This is a genomic window from Heliomicrobium modesticaldum Ice1, from assembly GCF_000019165.1.
Lineage (GTDB): Bacteria > Bacillota > Desulfitobacteriia > Heliobacteriales > Heliobacteriaceae > Heliomicrobium > Heliomicrobium modesticaldum.
In genome coordinates, this window is sequence record NC_010337.2 from 286,279 (window position 1) to 307,525 (window position 21,247).

Sequence of the window (21,247 nt, forward strand, 5' to 3'; positions counted from 1 at the left end):
GAAATTGGTGGAATTTAAAGGGAATTCGACTCTTCGCGTCGAAGGATATAGGTACAAAGACTGTTTATAGCGAGGCGATGTACCTTGTTTCGATTCGATGTGGACCCCCAAGTTAGCTTTTACGACTTTGCAGCCCTCTGGGACCAACTTGTGCCTGCCGATTCCGTCTTTCGCCTGTTTCGTGAATTGGCGCCCCTATTAATACAACCGGAGGATTTTACAGGTCTCTATTGCCTTGACAACGGACGTCCCAGTCATGCGGCCCGGCAGATGACGATGGCCTGCATGTTACAGGAAATGCTGGGCGAAACAGACCGGGGGATGGAAGCACAGACACGTGTGAACATCGAGGTCAAGTTTGCGTTAGGAATGGCCCTCGATGAACCGGGCATTGATCACGCCAATTTTGGCGTCCACCGGCAACGGCTCATCCAAAAGGAACTTGATAAGGTCTATCTCGATCGCTTTATCCGGTTGATGTACTACCTGGGCGTTTTGACAGGGAAAGAACCTTGGATAACGGACACGACCCATGTCATAGCTCCCATCAGTGCCCCCACGACCATCGAACTGATCCGCCAAGCCATGCGCCTGTTGGTGCGTCTTTTGGCGAAGCAATACAGTGTTCCATGGCATGCAATCCCCCATGCCCCTCGGGCGGTACGTTACCTGGAAACAGTGACGGAAGTGAAAGAGCATAACCTGGACGATAAGGCCAAAATGGAACGGCTTGTTGAAGTGGTCAGCGAGGCTGACGAACTGCTGGCCTACGTGGAGTCATCGGAGGCTTCGTGGAAGAAGAAGCCCGATGTCATTCATTACGCCCTTTTGCTTTGCCGTATCCTCCGTGAACGAATCATTCGGAAAGATGATGGAACTCTTGAGATAGCCCCCGGCGGTTCTGTCAAAGATATGATAGTTTCGGCTGTAGACAGCGAAGCCCGTTTCGGTTGTAAGGGCAAGACGAAATGGCGCGGGTATAAGATGGCCATCGTCGAAGTCGGAAATTCCGGATTTATCGCCGCCGCCGAGGCCATGAAAGCCAACGACTATGACGGCTCCAGTCTGGTGCCGTTAGCGGATCAGCTTCCCACCGATTGTGTAGAAAACCCGACGATCATTGGAGATACCCACTATGGTGCGGGCGATGACCGTGTCACCCTCAAGGAAAAAGGCATTGACGTAGTGGCGCCACTTTCACCAAAGACAAAATGTGATATCCTCGCGGGCGAGGGATTTCAAGTTTCCGAAGACCAAACACAACTGATCTGCCCGAGAGGAAAAGTCATCACCACCTATTCGGAAGTGGCAGATGGGAAGAACTTCGTGCTTCGCGCCAAGGACCATGATTGCAAGCACTGCCCTCGTTACACGACCTGTTTTAAAGAAAAGAAACATCGGCGCACGATTTTTATTCACAACGCCTATGGTGTCATGCTCGAGGCGGCAAAGCACTCCCAAACGAAAATCTATAAGGAACAGATGCGTCTTCGCAGCCGCATCGAAGCCAAGCAAAATGAACTGGTCAACCGTTACGGACTGCGCCGGGTTCGCCGTATCGGAAAACGAAATCTGGCTTATGCCGCCCGGCTCAGCGCGTTAGCGGCGAACTTTCAAAAACTCAACCGTCTACGAAATGATAAGAATGCAACCATGGTGTTGGAGGTGAGTGCCTTACGCGGTGTTGCTTTCAAAAAAGCCGCATAAGGTGCAAGGGGGAGATCTGCCCTTTTTGAGGAAAATCCTCAAAAAGGGCCGGTGAGACCGATAAAAAGACTCTAGTTTTTTGCTGTTTGTATTAAAAAATCATGCTTTTGCAAGGGCTGGCTAGGGAATTTGCTTATTTTCTAGACGGCCTCTTTTAAATGGTTTACCAGAAAACTCCTCGGTTACCGTCTTTCCCTGCGGGGAATTGTATGGCTAGACCATCCCATTCAAAACAGGAGGAGTCTACGTGAACCAACAGATCACCCAGCAGATTCAAAACATGCAATCCACACTCCGTCAAGTCGATTCCGTCGTCGGTCAAATTCGCCAGATCGAGCGGAGCAATGAACAACAGTTGACTTCGCTGGCCCAGCGCGAGGCACAAGCCCAGTCCCAGCTGCAGCAGTTACAGAACCTGTGCTCCCAAATGACACAGCAACTGCAAAACCTGTCGAATCAGTCTCAACAGTACAGCTCCACAGTCATGCAGACGACCTCTCCCTCCGTAAGCATCGCTTCCGGTTCGGGCCTCGCCTACGGTTTCTCCTCTGGTGCGGGCTCCACAGCTTCCTACGGCGTCACCCCCTTTGGGACTACTTCCGGCTACGGCGGGACTTCCGGCTACGGCGGGACTTCCGGCGCTTTCGGCAGCACCATCGGGATGGGCACTGCTGCTCCCTTCGCTCCCACCCCCGGTTTTGTAGGCGAACAAAGCCCCTATGCGCAAGGTTCGTCCCTGTCCGCCTCCACCTTCAGTCCCACAGCCGGCTTTATAGGTGATCCTCCCTCCAACCAAGGCGGCACCGCCATGACAGCCTTGGGAAGCAGCGGCATGGGGATGTCGATGGGTGGATCCGGTATGGGCATGTCCATGGGCGGCAGCGGCGGCTTCAGTTCCACCGGCGGCAGCGGCGGCTTCAGTTCTACCGGCGGCAGCGGCGCCACCAGTTCCATCGGCATGGGCGGCATGGGCAGCGGCGCTTTGATGAGCGCCTCGGGCGGTTTCTCCTCCATCGGCGGATCCGGTCTCTCTGCCACCACCACGATGAGCACCCCCGGTTTCGTAGGCTCCCCCTCGCCTTATGCCCCTTCGGGCAGTCTGTCACCTACCTCTTTTGCCCCTTCACAAGGTTTTGTCGGTGATCTCTCGCCTTATGCCCCTTCGAGCGGTCTGTCAGCTACCTCCTTAACCCCTTCACAAGGTTTTGTCGGCGATCTCTCGCCTTACGCGATGGGGGCCGCCAGCGGCGCTTCGAGCCTCGGCAGCGCCGGCATGGGCGGTTCCAACTTTGGCGGCGCCACGATGGGCACTTCCGGCTTCGGCGGCAGCAGCACCGGCTTCGGCGGAACAGGCATGAGCACTTCGGGCTTCAGCGGTTTTAGCGGCTCCCTTCAGTAACACCCGCCAGCAGTCGCACCCCAAAAAGACACCCCGCCCGACCGCATCCAACCGACCCTTCCCCTTCACCTTCGCACACACCAGCCAACAGAGGTGACGATACTTGGACAGTAAGGACAAATGCAGCCAACAGGCTGCCAACACCAACGCCCACCAGATGGAAGCCGCCAATGAACTGACTCCCAACAAGCAAGTGGACAACTGCCCGGCCTGCAAAGAACCTGAAGTCGAAACGTGGTAATCATGGACGCGCTGGAAGATCTGCCGGAGGAATCCCCGGAAGGCTTGCCGGAGGAATCGTCGGAGATCTTGCCGAAGGAATTGTCGGAGCCACAGTCCCGGTTTACCCGTCTGGATCATATGGCGGTCACGGAAGAAGCTAACAACCTGGGCGACGACCTCCTGATCGACAACCAACCGGCCGTCGACAAGCCGAGCGACCCTGGTCTACGGCCGAGCCAACAGCCAAGATAGCCGCATAACAGCCAATCAACAGGAAAAAAGGGATCCCTGAGCCGATGCTCGGGGATCCCTTTTTCAACCTCTCCATAATTAGCGAAACAGCCACGCCGAAACAGGCCGGCTCCGTTGCCGCGCAGCCCTTTTCATCCTTTCCATAAATTAGCGGAACGGCCCGCTCCGTCCATCGTCGCCCTTGCGCACGCCCAATAAGGCGTCTACCGACTCTATAACAGCATAAGCGGAAAAGAAAAAGATGATCGGCAGAAAAGGGATATTGTAGCGCGGAAATCCGAAGTAGAGGTTGTGCACCGCCGTGTAGTAGATGGGCATCGACAACAGCAGCAGCAGTCCTGTCAGCCGTCCCCCGGCGCCCCAGCGATCACCGGGAACCTCGTCCCGCAACAAACCGCCCTGGGCGCGCAGCTCCTCCCGCCGGTTCCACCAGCGCCAAAGTGCCATCGCTATCCCGCCCAGCGCAAGCACCATCAACAACTGGTGAATGAGATCGACCAAGTGGCGGATGGACCACCAGATAGGTTCCCACATGAAAGCGCCGCCCCACATGAGCAGGAATTTGCCCCAAGTATACCACTTCAGATAGCGAAGCGGCTCCTTGGGCACATTCTCCTTCAACCGCTCAATGGCGAACTCCTTGTACTTCTGCTGGGTGTCCAACTCGTCCATCCCGACAGGCCAGTCCGGCGCCGAACCGTTGACCAGCCCCTCCATGTCGACATAAGTGCCGAGCAGCAGCGGCTCCCCGGCGCCCGAAGAAAAGGGGATGAAGCGGTCAAAGGCGATGTAATTGCGAACCCACCAGGGAGACATGGACAGAGCAAACACCATCAGCACGATCAGCCCGTTGCGCAGCCAGCTCCGGAAGGCGTACCGCCGCCGCCAAAGCAGGTAGACCATGAAGACGAGCGGAAAAAGGGCAGCCGTTGCCCGCGTCAACGTCAAGAGCGCCGTATAAGCCCCCAAGAGCCCGAAGAGGAACATCTCCGCCTTTTCGCTGCCTTGTTCCCCGTGGCTCAGTTTCACCAGCAGGAAAAGATAACCGAGATTCAAGACAGTGAACAGCGTCTCCGTCAGGATCAGCCCGTTGACCAGAATGTTGGAGGGATAGACAGCCATAAAAAAAGCTGCCAGAAGAGCCGTGCGGCGTTCGCTCAACAGCTCCACGAGGCGGTACGTGAGAAAGACGGAGAGCAGGCCGAGCAACGCCTGGGCGTAGCGGACCGCCTGCACCCCGGCGTCATCACTGCCGAAAAAGGCGAAGATTATGGCCACAAAACCGGGAAACAGGGGACCCACGAAGGCGGTCGGCCGGTCCGAGCCAAAGGTCATGACACCTGTCTCGAGCCATTTAGCGGCGCAACGGATATACCCCGCGTCGTCGCTATTTAAAAAGAGGGCCGAGCCCTGCAGGGAAATCACGGTGACGCGAAGGACAAAGGCCAGCGCCAAGATGCCGAGCAGGAGCCCCTGAAGGGGTTTGTTTTCTTCGTTGAACACGGCAGCCTCTCCAAAAACAGTTCTTATCCGTTCTCTCCGGAACGCTCCCCGGAACGAATCGAGGCAGGCTTACGGGATTTTTTCGCCTGTTTCGACGATTCTTGCCACTTTTCCTCCATGCGCAGCAGTTTTTCCGTTATCAGCGCGTTCACCGTTCCGGGCGGATACTTCCCGTCCTCGTCCGGCTGTCCCGCCTGAACGCCGGAGAGGATTTCTATCCCCTCATCGACATGAGACACGGCATAGATATGGAAGCGGCCGGCTTCGACCGCGTCGAGAACCGCCTGATCGAGCATCAGATTCGGCGCGTTACTCGCCGGAATGATCACCCCTTGCGAGCCCGTCAGCCCGCGCGCTTGGCAGAGCCGGAAAAAGCCCTCGATCTTTTCGTTGACGCCGCCGATGGGCTGCACCTCGCCTCGCTGGTTGACAGAGCCGGTGACAGCGATGTCCTGGCGGAGCGGCAGCTCGGACAGCGCCGACAGGAGCGCATACAGTTCTGCCGACGAGGCGCTATCGCCATCGATGCCGTCATAGAGTTGCTCAAAGGTCAGCGCCGCCGACAAGGAGAGCGGCCGCTCCCGGGCGAAGCGGGAGGCGAAGAAGGACGTCAGGATCAGCACACCTTTGGAGTGGCTCTGTCCGCTCAGGCGGATCTCCCGCTCGATGTGAATGACACCCTCGCGGCCGAGATAGACGCGGGCGGTGATTCGGTTCGGCTTGCCGAAAGCGTAATCGCCCAGGTCGAGGACGGCGAGGCCGTTCACCTGACCTACGACGGCGCCGTCCGTATCGACAAGCAGCATCCCGTCGCATATCGTCTCCTGAATGCGCTCCTCAATGCGGTTGACGCGGAAATTTTTCTCTTGGATCGCCTGATCGACATGGCCAGCCAAGACCTCGGTGGCCCCTTCGCTCTCGGCCCACATGGCCGCTTCCACGATCATGTCCTTGATGTCATGAAACGAGGTGGAGAGTTTGCGCTGATGAGAAACGAGTCGGCTCGAATAGTCGATGACCCGCGCCACCGCCTCAGCCGTAAACGGCAGCAGCATTTCCCGCTCACAGACAGAACCGACAAAGGCGGCGTACTTGCGTATGTTTTCCTGATTCCGTTCCATGACACTGTCAAAATCGACGCGAACCTTGAAAAACTTGCGGAAATCCTCATCCATGTTGTAGAGCAGGTAGTAGATGCGCGGACTGCCGATCAGGATCACCTTCACATCGATGGGCACCGGCTCGGGCTTCAAGGTGGCCGTCGAGGGCAGGCCCAGTTGTTCGCCCAGGTTTTCGATGCGCAGCTCCCGCGTCCTCAGCACCCGTTTCAGTCCCTCCCAGGCGCCCGGCGACGCGAGCAGCGGCAACGCCTGCAGGATCAGGTAGCCGCCGTTGGCCTGATGGACGGCACCCGGCTTGATCATCGTAAAATCGGTGGCCATGCTGCCGAAAGAGCTGCGGTATTCGACTTTGCCGAAGAGGTTCGTGAAGGTGGGATTGGACTCGACGATGACGGGCGCGCCCACCTGGGCGCCGTTCTCCACAAAGAGGTTGACCTCGTAGCGCGTCAGCTGGGAGGGCCGCTGCCCCCGCGCCAGCAGGATCAGCTGCGCCGGAGTGCCTTCCTCCTCCTCAGAGGGAGCGCCCCCCTTCAGGTCGCTCAGATTCTCCAGCACATCCTCCTGCACGTTGGTCAAAAACTCAACCACCTTGACGTGGTTTTTGTATTTTTCTTTCAAAGCATCCACCAAGTGTTTTGTCGCCTGGTGGGCCGAGTCGCGCTCGATCTCTTTCAGGTGGTTGTTCGCTTCCTTCTGCAGGTTCCGAGAGCGGCGCAGCACGTCGGCCAGTCGGCTTTCCAGGCGATGTTCCCGATCGTTGATCTCCTGGCGCCTTTTCTCCTCCAGGCTGTCAAAGTCATCCTTGGACATGGGCTTGCCTTCCTCAGTCATGGGGATGGTGAAGATGCCTGACTGCCCTTTTTGCAGGATGAAGCCCTCTTCCTTGGCCAGTTCCTCCATCTCCCGGAACATGGCCGTCAGCCGTGTCTCCACCTGGCGCAAAAAGGCCGACCGGCGCTTCTCATGCGCCTCGCCTTCGAGAGCCTTGCGGATCTCGCCGTGCAGTTCCTCGACCAGTTCCTTCACGTCCCGCCGCAGCTCACTGCCCATCCCGGCCGGCAAGGTCAAAACGATGGGCCGGTCCGGCTGGCCGAAATGGTTTACATAGCAGATATCATCGGGCGTCGACTCCGACTGGGCTACCTGTTTGACCTTAGTCACGGCGAAACCTGTTTTTCCCGAGCCGATCGGCCCGGAGATAAAGATATGAAAACCGGGATGCTTGGCGCCGAGGCCGAATTCCATCGCCTTGACGGCTCGCGGCTGCCCGATGATCCCTTCTTCCAGCGGCGTAATCTCCCGGGTGGAGGAAAACTCAAAAATATCTGGCGCGCACCGGACGGTCAGCCGATCTAGCGGCAAACGGCGGGATTGCAACTGAGCAGCAGATAGCGCTTTCATGGCAGACACGATTCGCCATTCCTCCTTATCTCCCCTCTGAACAATCTATTTCGCGCAAGGCCGATGGTGTTCCTGCGCCCGCAATAAACAATAAAACTTTCATGACCCGTCAGGTCGCAAGCGATGACGAAAAGAGCTTTGCATAAAAAAAGCCGCCCCCCTATTCAAGGGGACGACTCAATTCCTTATAGAGCATCTTGGCGAATCCGACTTCCTCGCGCTTGGCCATCGACTTGGCGTACTCCTCATCGAGCATGCTCTCCCAGATTTTGCGGCCCGGGGCTTCTTCGATCAGATCCGACTTGGGCACGGTGCTGCGCATTCCCTTCAGCATCTGGTGGATATATAGGGCCTCGAACTCCTGACATGCTTCGCGCAGTCGCTGGCGCTCTTTTTCCTTCTCCGCCTCAGACAGGATCGAACCTACAGCGGAATTGGCCGCTCCGGCGGTGGGAGCAGCCGCTTCAGGAGATGGCGCAAGGCCGGCCTTTTGCGCCATCCTTTTTGTATCCCGAGCCGTTTCAGAAGAATCAGCCCTCTCGGCAGACTTTCGGAACTGTTCTTCCATCAACCGTGGAAAGAGGGCGCCCTCCTTGACCGTTGTCTGTCCTCTGACTGTGTTGACCAGACCAGATGTATCCATAATCCGCTGAATCGGTGTGATCAAAAACCATCCCTCCCACCTGTAGTTATCGTCAAAAAATGCCCCTGCCTTTAGGACAAAACAAAAAACCTCCCCTACCGCATGCAAGGAGGAATCATCGGTTGTTGCGCCACTCCGGAAAATCCAGTAATATAAAACTATATCGAAAATTCTGAAAAAGGGGTGGCGCAGCGGTGAAACTGCAAACAAAACTGACCGTCTGGACCTGCACCACCTTGTCGATCGGGTTGGTGGCGACGCTGGCCGTCTACGGTTGGATGGAGACCCGGAGCGTCCAAGCTCGGGTGGAGCGCGACCTTACCGCCAAAGGAGAAGCGCTCGTCATGTCAGCCGCTAAAGGCCTGGAAACGATGGTCGAAAGCCACATCCGCAACGGCGTCGAACTCCCCTCCGGCCAATTTGTCCGCGGTGAAGAACTCAAAGGGCTGCTCTTCGACGATGAGCTGACCCTGATCCCGGAGAGCAAGGCAGAAGCAGACAAACGATATCGACCGGAGGAGACTGTAGAACGATTCGACGGTGCCCGCATCCCAATGCGAGAGTACGAGTATAAGTACATGTCCAAAGCCGACCCCTATACGGACCGGTACTGGCAGCACTACATCGACGCTTTCATGGGCAGCGATCCCGATGTCGTCTTCGCCCTGGCGACTAAACACTCATCTGATCCGGCGAAGACAGGATATATCTCCACCCATAACTCCTTCTACAGCCCCACCGACCCGGACCTTTCCCGCGACGCCTGGGGCGCCACGGGGATCCTCAGCCAGAAGTACCGCTCAAACCGGATTTTCAACGACAAAGCCGGAGGCGCTGCGGCCTCCAACACAAATCGAGAAAAACCGCTCAAAACCGTCTACGAGCGAAAGATTGAAGGAAAGACGGTCACCATGTGGGATATGTCCTACCCGATATACTTTGAGGGCAAGCACTGGGGCGGTTTCCGCCTCTCCATCAGCAAGGAACGGGCCGACATGCTCATCGCCGCCCGCACGAAAGAACTCTTTTGGAAATTGCTGACTGTTGCCGCTGTGGCCATCGTCGGTCTCGCCGGCACAATGGTCCTGATCATCGCCGTCATCATCATCCGTCCTCTCAATGCCATGGTCTTTGTCTCCCATCGCCTGGCTGAAGGCGACTTTACCCACACTGTCGATATCCGCCAAGAGGATGAATTGGGCGATCTGGGCAAGGCCTTCAATTCCATGATCGCCAGCGTGAAAACCCTCGTTCACGGCATCATGAAAAGCACCTACGAGGTCAACCGCCTCGCCGGCAACCTCCAGTCGGCGGCTGGTCAGACGGCGGAGGCTGCTGACGAGATCGCCCGATCCGTTCAGGAGGTCTCAGCTGGCGCCGCCGACCAGGAACAGGAAACGGAAGCCACCGCCAACATCATCCGCCGCATCACGGCCCAACTGTCGGCGCTCTCGAAAACGGCGACGGAAGTTACCGAGGCGACGACTCAGGCGCAGCGCCGCGCTCAGGAAGGGCAAGCATCCATCCATGAAGCCACCGGACAGATGAAAGTCATTCACGACACAGTGCTCCAGTCTGCCGGCGTGATTCACCAACTGGGCGAACGGTCAAAGGAGATTTCGCGCATCGTCGATACGATCACCGCCATCGCCGCCCAGACCCAGATGCTGGCCCTGAACGCGGCCATTGAGGCGGCCCGCGCCGGCCATGAAGGCCGAGGCTTCGCCGTTGTCGCCGAAGAGGTGCGCAAGCTCGCCGAACAGTCGCGCCATGCGGCCCAGGACATCGCCCGCCTCGTCGCCTCGGTTCAGTCGGAAAGCGCCCGCGCCATCGATTCGATCGAAAGCGAGACTGAAGTCGTACGGGCCGGCATCCAAGTCGTCCAGCGCACTGGCGAATTCTTTCAGGAGATCATCGCCGCCGTCTCCGATGTGACCTGTAAGATGCAGACCGTCTCTGCGGCGGTCATCGAACTGGCCGGCGAGGAAAAGCAGGTCCTTGCGGCCGTCGATCACGTCTCTTCCATCGCTCGCAGCAACAACGACACCTCCCGGCACATCGCCCTCTCCACCCAGGAACAGACGGCGGCCATGCAGGAGATCGCCGCCTCTACCGAGATGCTGGCCCACACGGCGCGCAGACTCAGCGAACTGGTGCAGCGTTTCGTCGTGGAACGCCAGTAGCGCCTATCCTGCCTGTAACCTCGGCGCGATCATTTGTTGCAGAAAGCGCCGTGACCGGTTGAATCCGGGCGCAGCCCTTTCTAACCCCTCTTGACGGTAGTCGTGAAATCGCCTATGATAAGGTCATATTCAATCCGGTGCGGACATATCCTGTTCTAACGCAGCATCTTTTACCGTCAACGCAGCATCTTTTACCGTCGTCTCATCGTGGAGACCTTCTCGATTGACTGCCCGTCGCAGGCTGATCGAAAGGTCTTTTTTTTATGAAGTGCCATTCTCATCCACACTTGCAACCTGTGAACCCTGTTAGTGACAGAGTGATTTTAAGCGGAGGTGCGATTTATGATCATTTCCAAACAAAAAGCAGTCATCTTAACATGCCGGGCCTGCCGGGAGCGCTTCGAACTCAGCGTCAAAGGGGTCGTTCACAACGAGGCCCTGCCGCACACGGTCCCTCTCGATGTGGTCTACATCGGTTCCACCCACTATGTAGCCGATGAAAGCCATGCGATGGCGGAGATCCTCTGCGTCTGTCCGAACTGCAGCGCCAAGAATAAGTTTGAGGCGTGGATTCCGAGGTATTTGCGCTTGTAAGAAAATGTTATGCTCATCTTGTCTGTGACTTCTTGTCACCGGATTTGGAGCTCAAACTCGGTGCCCTGTGCTGCCCATAACGATGAAAAAGCCGCCCCCTGCGTATTTTTTTCGCATGAGACGGCTTTTTTGCTTCCTTCGCTGTTTTCCTGCTTTTTTCGTTCCTGTGAATTGCCGATGCTGGTGGTAACCTATTTTTCCGCCAATTTGGGCGAGTGGTAACAATTAGGCAATTCAGGGATTTATTAATTATTTATCCACCCAGATAGGCCTTCTTCACCTCTTCGCTCTCGGCCAGTTCCTTCGCCGGGCCGGAGAGGACGATCTTGCCGGTCTCCAGGACGTAGGCCTTGTGGGCGATGGAGAGGGCCATGTGGGCGTTCTGTTCGACGAGCAGGATCGTCGTGCCGGCCTCGTTGATCTCCTTGATGATGGCGAAGATCTCCTGGACGAGGAGCGGCGCTAGGCCCATGGAGGGTTCGTCGAGGAGCATCAGTTTAGGCCGGGACATAAGGGCGCGGCCCATGGCCAGCATCTGCTGTTCGCCGCCGGAGAGGGTGCCGGCGAGCTGGCTCGTCCGTTCCTTCAGCCGCGGGAAGCGGGTGAAGACCTTCTCCATGTCCTCTTTGATGCCGTCCTTGTCCTTGCGGAGGAAGGCGCCCAGTTCCAGGTTCTCCAGGACAGACATGTTGGCGAAGATGCGGCGGCCTTCGGGGACCTGAGACATGCCCATGGCGACGATCTTCTGGGCGGCCATGCCGGCGATGTCCTGATCTTGAAAGCGGATCACGCCCGACTTGGGCTTGATCAGACCGGAGAGGGTGTGCAATGTCGTCGTCTTGCCGGCGCCGTTGGCGCCGATGAGGGTGACGATCTCGCCCTGCCGGACCTCCAGGGAGATGCCTTTGAGGGCGTGGATGGCCCCGTAGTAGACGTGAAGGTCTTTAACCGTGAGCATGGGTCACATCCTCTCCGAGATACGCTTCGATGACTTTCGGGTTCGACTTGATCTGCTCCGGCGTCCCCTCGGCGATGATCTGGCCGTAGTCGAGGACGTAGATGCGCTCGCAGATGCCCATGACGAGAGACATATCGTGTTCGATGAGCAGGATGGTCAGGTCGAACTCCTTGCGGACCCAGCGGATCATCTCCATCAGTTCGGCCGTCTCCTGAGGGTTCATGCCGGCTGCGGGCTCGTCGAGGAGCAGCAGTTGCGGTTGAGCGGCCAGGGCGCGGGCGATCTCGAGGCGGCGCTGTTCGCCGTAGGGAAGGTTTTTGGCCAATTCGTCTTTTTTGTGGCCGAGCTTGAAGATCTCCAGCAGGCGCTCCGCTTTCTTGTCCATCTCCTCTTCCCCATGGAAGTAGGAGGGCAGGCGCAAAATGGCGCTGAGCATGTTGTAGCTGCGGTGTTGGTGGTAGGCGATCTTGACGTTGTCCATCACCGTCAGGTTGGAGAAAAGGCGGATATTCTGAAAGGTCCGGGCGATCCCCTTCTGGTTGATCTGGTGGGGTTTCAATCCGACAATCGTTTCCCGGCGCAGGACGATATCACCGTCTGTCGGCTTGTAGACGCCCGTCAGCAGGTTAAAGAGGGTCGTCTTGCCGGCGCCGTTCGGTCCGATGAGTCCGACCAGTTCGCCGATCTTCAGTTCCATGTTGACATCGGAGACGGCCTTCAAGCCGCCGAAGGTTTTGCTCAGGTGATTAACCGACAGCAGTATCATTGCCGGCCCCCCTTCCTTTGCCGGTCAACCGCGCGTAGAGGCGGCGCATGCCGGCATAGCTGAATTCGGCCGTGCCCATGAGGCCTTGGGGACGGACGAGCATGACGATGACGAGCAGCAGCGAGTAGATGACCATGCGCAGTTCGGCATACTCCTGCAAGAAGGCCGACAGGATAGTCAGGGCGATGGCCGAGATGACCGAACCGGTCAGGGAACCGAGGCCGCCGAGGACGACGAAGACGAGGATGTCGAAGGACTTCATGAAGCCGAAAGTGGTCGGCTGGATGGTGTAAAAGTAGTGCGCATGCAGGGAACCGGCGATACCGGCGAAGAAGGCGCCCATGGTGAAGGCGATCACCTTGTAGCGGGTGATGTCGATGCCCATCGTCTCGGCAGCGATCTCGTTCTCGCGGATGGCGATGCAGGCGCGGCCGTGGGTGGAGGTCATGAAGTTCTTGATGATCAATACCGTCGCCACGGTGAGGAAGAAGAGCCATTCCCAGCTCGTGAATTGGGAGATGCCGTTCAAGCCGGCGGCGCCGCCGACATACTCAATGTTCAGGATGATGACGCGGATGATCTCGCCAAAGCCCAGAGTGGCGATAGCCAGGTAGTCGCCTTTGAGGCGCAGCGTCGGCATGCCGACGAGGAAGCCGGCGATGGCCGCGGCCAGGGCGCCCACGAGGATCCCGACGGGAAAGGGATAGCCCAGTTTCATGGTCATGATCGCCGAGCCGTAGGCGCCGATGGCCATGAAGCCGGCGTGACCGATAGAGAACTGGCCAGTCATGCCGTTGATGATGTTCAAGGACGTGGCCAGGATGATATTGATGCAGATCAAAAAGAGGTTTAACTTGTAGTAGTCATCGATGAAACCCAGCTCGAGGCCGAAGCTGACGAAACCGTAAAAGAGAAGCAGAACGGCGGCGACGATCAGGTTGGGCAGATTCAACAGTTTTTTCACGCCGCTCACCTACACTTTCTCCCGCACGTTGCTGCCGAACAGCCCCGACGGTTTGACGATAAGGATGATGATCAGCAGCGCAAAAGCCACGGCGTCGCGGTAGAGCGACTGGCCGTACCCGCTGACAAGGGCCTCAATAACGCCCAGGGAAAGACCGCCCACGAAGGCGCCGGGGATGACGCCGATACCGCCGACGACGGCGGCCACGAAGGCCTTCAAGCCGGGCATGATGCCCATGTAGGGGTTGATGGCGTTATAGTAAATCCCCACCAGTACTCCCGCTGCCGCGGCCAGCGAAGACCCGATGGCAAAGGTGGCGGAGATGGTGTTGTCGACGTTAATGCCCATCAGCATGGCCGCCTGAGTGTCATGGGAGACGGCCCGCATCGCTTTGCCGGTCTTGGTGTAATGGACGATGTACTGGAGCAACAGCATCAACAAGACCGTGACGACCATGATGACGATCTGGCGGTTGGTGATGACGACGCTGCCGTTGAAGAAGTGATACTGCACCTCTTGGAAGACGTTGGGGAAAGTGCGGATTTTCGCGCCCACAGCCAAGACGCCGCCATTTTCCAGGAAAAAGGATACGCCGATGGCGGTGATCAAAACGGCGATCTTCGGCGCCCCGCGCAAGGGTTTATAGGCGAGCCGTTCGATGACGACCCCCAGGATCGCACAGACAACCATCGAAATGATCAGCGACGGAAGGAAACCCCATCCCTGGGTCGTCGCAAAAAACCCTACATACGCTCCGACCATGTACACATCACCGTGGGCAAAGTTGATCAATCGGATGATGCCATACACCATCGTGTACCCCAGCGCGATGAGAGCATAAATGCTGCCCAGGGAGAGGCCGTTGATAAGCTGTTGAAAAAATACTTCCACTGTCAGCCCCTCCTTTGTCAGAATGGAAGGGGGGTGGCTTCCCCCCTTCCTTTTTTAAGTAGCGGTCGCTTCGGAGCCTGTGATAACAGTTGCTTGGGAGCTATTTCATTGCGATTACTTCGGAGCCACTTTGTCCTTGAAGGTCTGCTTGCCGTCCTTCATCTCGATGATGGCGGCCGCTTTGATCGGATTGTGCTGTTCGTCATAACTGATCTTGCCGGTGACCGTCTGGACGTCCTTGGTGGCGGCCAGCGCCTCTTTGATCTTGAGGGGGTTAGGTTCGCCGGCGCGCTTCAGGGCGTCGACCATGATCAGAGCGCCGTCATAGCCGAGAACGGCCATGGAGTCGGGCACTTCACCGTACAGCTCCTTATAGCGCTTGACGAAGTCAACCACCAGTGGATCTGTGTCTTCCGAGGAGTAGTGGTTGGAGAAGAAGGTGTTGTTCAAAGCTGCTGCGCCGGCGATCTCCGTCAGCTTCGGCGAATCCCAGCCGTCGCCGCCCATGATCGGCATGGTCATGCCCAGTTCGCGGGCCTGCTTGACGATCTTGCCAACTTCTTCATAGTAACCGGGGACGTAGAGCACGTCAGGGTTCTTGCCGCGGATCTTCGTCAACGTCGCTTTGAAGTCCTGGTCACCCGTCACGTAGCCCTCGTCAGCGACGATCTCGCCGCCGCCTTTGACGAAGGATTCCTTAAAGAACTGGGCAAGGCCCTTCGAGTAGGGGGCTTGGTTGTCGGTGAGCACAGCTGCGGTCTTCAATTTCAGGTTATTCAGGGTGAAATTGGCCATCACCGTCCCCTGGAAGGGATCGATGAAACAGGCGCGGAAGATGAAGTCGTTCGTCTTCTTCGTGTTCTCATCGACAGTCACTTTGGGGTTGGTGGCCGATGTGGAGAGGACAGGGATCTTCTTGTCCATAGCCAGTTGGACCATGCCGAGGGTGTCGCCGGAGGTGGTACAGCCCAGGATGGCGACGGCCTTTTCAGAGTTGATCAACTTGGTCGCTACGTTAGTCGATTCAGTGGCCTCGGACTTGTTGTCCAGGACGACGAATCTGATCTTCTTGCCGTTGATGCCGCCTTCGGCATTCACCTTGTCAAAGACCATTTTCGCACCGTTCACAGCGGCCTTGCCGAAGGTGGCTTGTCCACCGGACAGTTCGAAGTTGCCGCCGATCACGAACTCATTGGCCGCAGGCGCGTTGGCAGCCGTATCTTTGTTCCCTCCGCCGGAACAAGCGGTCAGCAGGCTGGCCGTTACTACGAGGGATACAGCCGTCACAACACTTTTTTTCCACCGCACGAACGTGACCTCCCCTTTCATTTTCCTACACAAGATATGTCCGGGTGATATATCCTCAGGAACCGCTCGCCGGAACCTATCTCGCACCACCTCCCCTGTCCGGCCGGGTCCGCATCGGCTCCTGGCAGTGATTGAGAGCACAACCGCTGGACATAAAAACAAGGTCGGGCGCAAACTTCCGTCGTCATGTTGACGGCGAACGTCATTGTCCGACCCCGTCGTAGGGAGTTTTCGGGAAATCCACTGCTGCTGAACCGCTTTCACGGGTGAATCTCATTGATAGTGTTCCGGTGTCCACAGCCGCAATCACTACAGCTATCTCAATTGTACTTCTGCGTACATTTCCCTGTCAATGAAGAAAAAGACCCGGCAGAATCTTGTTGCTTCCGGGTCTCTTCTCCCCGGCAGGGCGGTGAACAACCAGCGATCACTGGGCCTTGATCTTGGCGTTGACTGTCTGGACACCCTCTTTCAGTTCGACGATGACGATGTCTTTCACGGGGTCATGGTTTTCGTTGAGGGTGAACGTGCCGGTGACGGCCGGGAAGTCTTTTGTCGCCGCCAGGGCTTCTTTGATCTTCTCCGGTTCGGCGCTGCCGGCGCGCTGAATGGCGTCGACGAGCAGGCGAGCGCCGTCATAGGCAAGGGCGTCGAGGGCGTCGGGCACTTGGCCGTATTTTTCTTTGTAGGCTTTTACGAAAGCCTGGACGGCCGGATCGGGATCCTCAGGGGTATAGTGGTTGGTGAAGAAGCAGTTGTTCAAGTTGTCCTTGCCGGCCACTTCGACCAGTTTCGGTGAATCCCAGCCATCGCTGCCGACGAAGGTGGCCGTAATGCCGAGGCCGCGGGCCTGCTTGACGATCTTGCCGACGGCTTCATAGTAGGCCGGCAGGTAGATCACGTCGGGGTTTTTGCCCTTCACCTTAGTCAGGATGGCCCGGTAGTCGTTGTCGTTCTTGTCAAAGGCTTCTTCGGAGACAATCACGCCGCCGCCGGCGGTGAAGGCTTCCTTGAAGAACTTGCCGAGGCCTTTAGAGTACTCATCAGCCTGACTGACGAGGATGACGGCGTTCTTGGCGCCTTTTTTGAGGGCAAATTCGGCGGCCGCCTTGCCCTGGAAGGAGTCGAGGAAGCAGGTTCGGAAGACGTATTCGTGAACCTTGCCGGTCTTCGGATCGACGGTGACGTCAGGATTGGTGGCCGTCGGGGTGATGACGGGCACCTTCTTGTCGTCGGCGAAGGAGACGACGCTCAAGGTGTTGCCCGAGGTGACGGGACCGATGACAGCAGAGACCTTGTCCTGGGTGACCAGCCTGGTGACGACGCTCAGCGATTCGGCCTTGTCCGACTTGTTGTCATACTTGATGACCTTGATCTTCTTGCCGTTGATGCCGCCTTTGGCGTTCACTTCATCGAAGTAGAGCATGGCGGAGTTCAGAGACGACGTCCCGTATGTAGCAACGTCCCCCGATAGTTCGAAGTTCGCCCCGATCAGAATCTCATCGCCCGCTTGTCCCGGCGCCTTGGCCTCCTTGGACTGCCCCGAGCAACCCGCCAGCAAGGCCAGGCTGAGCACGACGCCCAAGCCTTTCAGCCATCTGCTTTTACCCATATTTCTCCTCCTTCACTTGCCAATCTTTAAGCGATTGACGATCTTAGCACTAATTATAGGGTTCGATATTCTGTCCGTCAATAAAAAACAATGTCCGATCCAGAAGAACAATTTGACCTTTTTATGTCAAAAAAGCCGTAAACGGGAGAAATTGATGGATAAACGCATTAGAAACAAGTTTCACAATCGTCATGGCTTTTCTTGGGGCTGACCTTTTGCGGTCTGTCTCCCCCTGCTGTTTACCAAAAATGCCGCCAACGTGACGGAAAGTTCCAACTGTCATCATTGGCGGCATTCGATCGCTTATTCCTGTTGCTCCTTGCAGAGAAAGATTATACTTTGGACAGGTCGAGAAGGCTCCCCACCGGCGTTACAGGCAGCTCCGGCTGGAAGAGGGCGGCCTCGCTTTCCACGGTCACCGTGGGCGCGCTCATCGGCGCGGGGTCCGGCTCGGGACCGTCAAAGTCGCTCCCGTCCTTCCGGCTGGGGAGTTCGATCACCTGGGAAGCGGCGGGGGATGACGCTTGCTTGACCCCCTCGCTGCGGTACTCTTCCAGCAGTTCTCCGATCCCCTTGAACAAGGCCTTCTCGCCGTAGACATAGCGCATCATGCTGGGCACCTCTGCCTTGATCGTCGTGATGGTGATGTCTTTCCCTTTTTCCTCCAGGGAGCGCAACTGCGCAAAGACGGTGTGCCGGATCTCCTCATCGGTCGTCCCCCAACGGATGCGCGGGGTTTTGGCCTTTTCTTCGGACTTTTCTTTTTTGCGGCTGCGGGGTCGCCGGGCGGCGCCGCCGCTGTTCTCTGCAGAACCCGGCGCGGCCAGGTCAGGGGCGCGCTCGGACAGGTCGGTCAGGATTCCCTGGCCGGGGATTTGGGGGATGTCTGGCATGGTCGGCATCGATTCGAGTCGTTCGCGTATGGTCTGCAGTTCTGTTCGAACCGGTTCGAGCGCCTTTTGCATCATCGTCTCCGCCAGCGTGAAGGCGGCTTCCAGCGCCTGGCGGTAGCGACGGTACTCCTCGTCCAGCCTCTGCAATGCCTTTTCCCGTGTCGCTACTTCATTGGAAAAACCTGTCATCTCAACTCATCCTCCATCAACACAAAGCGGCTTTTCCGATCGGCTTACCGATTTCCGTCGCCTTGAGTTTGTTCGTATTTTGGAAATAGTATATGCCTCTTTGAAATATTCAATACATAATGCAAACAGAAAGAATGTCAAAAGACCCCGGGACAGGCGTCCCAAGGTCGAATATCCCACTTATTTCCTGTTTTTATGGGCTGCTCCCCGCCTCCGCTTGCGCGATGTAGACTTTACGCGGAGGAATATAAAGACTGCCTACAGGGTGATTTACCTTACCGAATGCTGATCTGCATAGTGCGCAACCAGAGGTCGACCTGGGCCAGGTAGGCATAGAGCTGGGGAAGCCCCATCAATTGACCGAACCAGGGCAGGTCGGTCGTCACCGCGTCAGCCGCCGCCAGGGCGCGCACCTTTTCGACGTCGATGATCGGCAAAAGGGGCGAAGCGGGGTCATGGAGGATCTCTGTCAACCACTGGCGGACGGCTGCTGTATAGGCGGGGTGGTGCGTTTTCGGGTAGGGGCTCTTTTTGCGCCAGAGCACATCTTCAGGGAGGATGCCCCGCAAGGCCCGGCGCAGGAGGCCCTTCTCCCGCCCTTCGCAGGTTTTCATCGCCCAAGGGATATTCCAGACATACTCGACGATGCGATGGTCGCAGAAGGGGACGCGTACCTCCAGGCCATGGGCCATGCTCATGCGGTCTTTGCGATCCAGCAGGGTGGCCATGAACCAGTGGATGTTGAGGTAAAACATCTCGCGCCGTCGGGCCTCCTCGGCGTCTTCTCCCGGCAGACGTGGCACCTCGGCCAGCGTCTCCTCGTAGCGCCGCGCCACATAAGCCTCCGGCTGGATGTATTGGCGCATCTCCGGCGCCAGCAGGTCCGCCCGCTCGGCAAGGCGGCGGGACCAGGGGAAGGTGCCGACGTTCAGCAGTTCCGGGCGGTGGAACCAAGGGTAGCCGCCAAAAACCTCATCGGCGCACTCACCGGACAGGGCTACAGTGGCGCCTTTTTTGATCTCCCGGCAAAAGAGGTAGAGTGACGATTCCACATCGGCCATGCCGGGCAGGTCCCGCGCCCACAAGGCTGGCCGGAGGGCGTCGACCAATTCGGGCGTGTCGATGATCACGTCGTGGTGAACAGTGCCGAGATGAGCGGAAACGCGCTTGATCCAGGGGGCGTCGGCGTTGGGCTGGAAGGCGCTCGGCTTGAAGTAGATGTCATTGTCTCGGTAGTCGATGGAGTAGGTGTTCAAGGGGCCCAGTCCGTCTCGCGCATACACATGGGCAGCCACAGCCGTCAAGGTGCTCGAATCGAGCCCGCCCGACAAAAGGGTGCAGACGGGCACATCGGAGACCAGTTGCCGTTCAATGGCGTCTAAGAGCAGTTCGCGAAGCCGCTCTGTCGTCTGTTCCAGATTGTCCTCATGGGGCCGGCTCTTTAGTGTCCAGTAAGGCTTTTTCCGCATCGACGCGGCATCGATGGTGAGGGTGTATCCGGGGCGCACCTCCTGGATGCCCTTGAAGACGCCGTGACCGGGCGTGCGGGCCGGCGCAATAGCGAAGACCTCGGCCAACCCCTCGGCGTCCAACTCCGGCCGGATGTCGGGATGAGCCAACAGGGCTTTGAGTTCCGAAGCAAACAGGAGGGCGCTGCCTCGGCGGACATAAAAGAGGGGCTTGACACCCATGCGATCCCTCGCCAGGAAGAGGCGTCGCTCCGTCTCGTCCCAGACGCCGAAGGCGAATATGCCGTTTAACTTCTGGACACAATCCTCGCCCCACTCGATAAAGGCGAGGAGCAGCGCTTCCGTGTCCGAGCGGGTGCGGAAGCGGTGGCCGCGCACCTCCAACTCTTGCCGCAGCTCCGGCGTGTTGTACAGCTCTCCGTTGTAAGTCAGCACATAACGCCGCCCGCCTACCTCCCGGATCATAGGCTGGACGCCGCCGATGCGGTCGACGACGCTCAGCCGCCGGTGGCCGATGAGCGCCTGCGGCGAGATCCATGTCCCCGAGGCGTCGGGACCGCGATGGGTCAGCGTCTCCACCATCGCGTCCAGGATTGTTCCCTGTTGGGAGAGGTCAGCCTCCCAGTCGACCCATCCGACGATACCACACATGGCTGTCACCCTGCTTTCTGATATTGATTTTCATTTTCATCCTGCTTGGTGCAGTATATGTTACGATCGGACCAGCGGTTCCCCGCCGTAGCTTTGACATATTATGTGGAAAAGCGGATTTTGCGCCTGTCTCAAATAAGAAAACCCCGGCATCGCTGCCGAGGTCTTCATCGTCCTTTTATTCGGCCTTGTTTTATACGGCCTTGATTGTCAGGGGTGGATGTTGCCCTGATAGACGCCCAAGAGAATTGTAGGCATCCTTCCTACTAAGGGGTCGATAAATAGAAATAAGTGGTCGCCCAATACCCGTGCAAAGGGTATAAAAAGCCGTTGACCGGGATGACCGAGCAACGGCTAAAAACATGCTTTTCCATGCAGTGTATGTGTCTCGTAAAGGCCGGATGTATTGGCGTAGCGAGCGCTTTGGGCGGAGCGGCGTCGTGAACGCCGCTTGCGAAGCGGAGCAGCGCGCCATCGACATGCAGAAAAACCCCAGAGTTTTGGCGCGCCAGCGCAGCAAC

At 57.7% G+C, this 21,247-nt stretch carries 17 protein-coding genes; 6 read left to right on the forward strand and 11 right to left on the reverse strand.

Translation table 11 applies throughout. From position 1 onward, the window contains the following. The first annotated feature begins 84 nt into the window (after positions 1–84). The 4 genes from HM1_RS01285 (at position 85) to HM1_RS01295 (ending at position 3,580) form a co-directional block, all read left to right on the forward strand. Positions 85–1,707 carry an IS1182-like element ISHmo2 family transposase gene (locus HM1_RS01285; protein WP_012281187.1) on the forward strand — a complete coding sequence of 541 codons (1,623 nt, stop codon included), beginning with the start codon at positions 85–87 and terminating at the stop codon, positions 1,705–1,707. 247 nt (positions 1,708–1,954) lie between these two features. Next, positions 1,955–3,106 carry a hypothetical protein gene (locus HM1_RS01290; protein WP_012281437.1) on the forward strand — a complete coding sequence of 384 codons (1,152 nt, stop codon included), beginning with the start codon at positions 1,955–1,957 and terminating at the stop codon, positions 3,104–3,106. Between the two features lie 103 nt (positions 3,107–3,209). Further along, positions 3,210–3,347 (forward strand): hypothetical protein, encoded by a 138-nt coding sequence (locus HM1_RS15655; RefSeq protein ID WP_012281438.1) that lies wholly within the window; start codon positions 3,210–3,212, stop codon positions 3,345–3,347. After that, entirely contained in the window at positions 3,341–3,580 is a 240-nt protein-coding gene (locus HM1_RS01295) for a hypothetical protein (protein WP_148207044.1), read from the forward strand. The genes HM1_RS15655 and HM1_RS01295 overlap by 7 nt, the downstream gene beginning before the upstream one ends. Before the next feature lie 147 nt (positions 3,581–3,727). On the opposite strand, the gene HM1_RS01300 is transcribed toward HM1_RS01295, so the two are convergent. From HM1_RS01300 to HM1_RS14285, 3 genes are all read right to left on the reverse strand, one after another. Beyond that, positions 3,728–5,083 carry an ArnT family glycosyltransferase gene (locus tag HM1_RS01300; RefSeq protein WP_012281440.1) on the reverse strand — a complete coding sequence of 452 codons (1,356 nt, stop codon included), beginning with the start codon at positions 5,081–5,083 and terminating at the stop codon, positions 3,728–3,730. A 23-nt stretch (positions 5,084–5,106) separates the two neighbouring features. Then, entirely contained in the window at positions 5,107–7,605 is a 2,499-nt protein-coding gene (locus HM1_RS01305) for a Lon protease family protein (protein ID WP_041314249.1), read from the reverse strand. Positions 7,606–7,765: 160 nt separating this feature from the next. Beyond that, entirely contained in the window at positions 7,766–8,272 is a 507-nt protein-coding gene (locus tag HM1_RS14285; protein WP_012281442.1) for a rod-binding protein, read from the reverse strand. A gap of 170 nt (positions 8,273–8,442) precedes the next feature. On the opposite strand from HM1_RS14285, the gene HM1_RS14290 reads away from it, so the two are divergent. Continuing rightward, positions 8,443–10,431 (forward strand): methyl-accepting chemotaxis protein, encoded by a 1,989-nt coding sequence (locus HM1_RS14290; RefSeq protein WP_012281443.1) that lies wholly within the window; start codon positions 8,443–8,445, stop codon positions 10,429–10,431. Between the two features lie 342 nt (positions 10,432–10,773). Beyond that, positions 10,774–11,025 carry a hypothetical protein gene (locus HM1_RS01320; protein ID WP_012281444.1) on the forward strand — a complete coding sequence of 84 codons (252 nt, stop codon included), beginning with the start codon at positions 10,774–10,776 and terminating at the stop codon, positions 11,023–11,025. Positions 11,026–11,278: 253 nt separating this feature from the next. Here the strand turns inward: HM1_RS01320 and HM1_RS01330 are convergent, their stop codons facing one another. The 8 genes from HM1_RS01330 to asnB form a co-directional block, all read right to left on the reverse strand. Further along, entirely contained in the window at positions 11,279–11,983 is a 705-nt protein-coding gene (locus HM1_RS01330; protein ID WP_012281446.1) for an ABC transporter ATP-binding protein, read from the reverse strand. After that, positions 11,970–12,749 carry an ABC transporter ATP-binding protein gene (locus tag HM1_RS01335; protein WP_012281447.1) on the reverse strand — a complete coding sequence of 260 codons (780 nt, stop codon included), beginning with the start codon at positions 12,747–12,749 and terminating at the stop codon, positions 11,970–11,972. The genes HM1_RS01330 and HM1_RS01335 overlap by 14 nt, the downstream gene beginning before the upstream one ends. Then, complete coding sequence (locus HM1_RS01340) at positions 12,730–13,722, reverse strand: branched-chain amino acid ABC transporter permease (RefSeq protein WP_012281448.1); 993 nt, start codon at positions 13,720–13,722, stop codon at positions 12,730–12,732. The genes HM1_RS01335 and HM1_RS01340 overlap by 20 nt, the downstream gene beginning before the upstream one ends. Further along, on the reverse strand, positions 13,723–14,604 hold the full coding sequence (locus tag HM1_RS01345; RefSeq protein WP_012281449.1) for a branched-chain amino acid ABC transporter permease: 882 nt from the start codon (positions 14,602–14,604) through the stop codon (positions 13,723–13,725). Between the two features lie 114 nt (positions 14,605–14,718). Continuing rightward, on the reverse strand, positions 14,719–15,912 hold the full coding sequence (locus tag HM1_RS01350; RefSeq protein WP_012281450.1) for an ABC transporter substrate-binding protein: 1,194 nt from the start codon (positions 15,910–15,912) through the stop codon (positions 14,719–14,721). A gap of 427 nt (positions 15,913–16,339) precedes the next feature. Continuing rightward, entirely contained in the window at positions 16,340–17,524 is a 1,185-nt protein-coding gene (locus HM1_RS01355; RefSeq protein ID WP_012281451.1) for an ABC transporter substrate-binding protein, read from the reverse strand. Between the two features lie 332 nt (positions 17,525–17,856). Next, positions 17,857–18,606 carry a hypothetical protein gene (locus tag HM1_RS01360; protein ID WP_012281453.1) on the reverse strand — a complete coding sequence of 250 codons (750 nt, stop codon included), beginning with the start codon at positions 18,604–18,606 and terminating at the stop codon, positions 17,857–17,859. A gap of 275 nt (positions 18,607–18,881) precedes the next feature. Beyond that, positions 18,882–20,726 carry an asparagine synthase (glutamine-hydrolyzing) gene (asnB, locus tag HM1_RS01365; RefSeq protein ID WP_012281454.1) on the reverse strand — a complete coding sequence of 615 codons (1,845 nt, stop codon included), beginning with the start codon at positions 20,724–20,726 and terminating at the stop codon, positions 18,882–18,884. Between the last annotated feature and the right edge of the window lie 521 nt (positions 20,727–21,247).

What these genes read in the sequence shown, in the direction of transcription:
- HM1_RS01305 (WP_041314249.1), bottom strand. Translation starts at nt 7,605, where the DNA reads ATGAAAGCGCTATCTGCTGCTCAGTTGCAATCCCGCCGTTTGCCGCTA.
- HM1_RS01320 (WP_012281444.1), top strand. Translation starts at nt 10,774, where the DNA reads ATGATCATTTCCAAACAAAAAGCAGTCATCTTAACATGCCGGGCCTGC.
- HM1_RS01330 (WP_012281446.1), bottom strand. Translation starts at nt 11,983, where the DNA reads ATGCTCACGGTTAAAGACCTTCACGTCTACTACGGGGCCATCCACGCC.
- HM1_RS01335 (WP_012281447.1), bottom strand. Translation starts at nt 12,749, where the DNA reads ATGATACTGCTGTCGGTTAATCACCTGAGCAAAACCTTCGGCGGCTTG.
- HM1_RS01355 (WP_012281451.1), bottom strand. Translation starts at nt 17,524, where the DNA reads ATGGGTAAAAGCAGATGGCTGAAAGGCTTGGGCGTCGTGCTCAGCCTG.
- HM1_RS01360 (WP_012281453.1), bottom strand. Translation starts at nt 18,606, where the DNA reads ATGACAGGTTTTTCCAATGAAGTAGCGACACGGGAAAAGGCATTGCAG.
- asnB (WP_012281454.1), bottom strand. Translation starts at nt 20,726, where the DNA reads ATGTGTGGTATCGTCGGATGGGTCGACTGGGAGGCTGACCTCTCCCAA.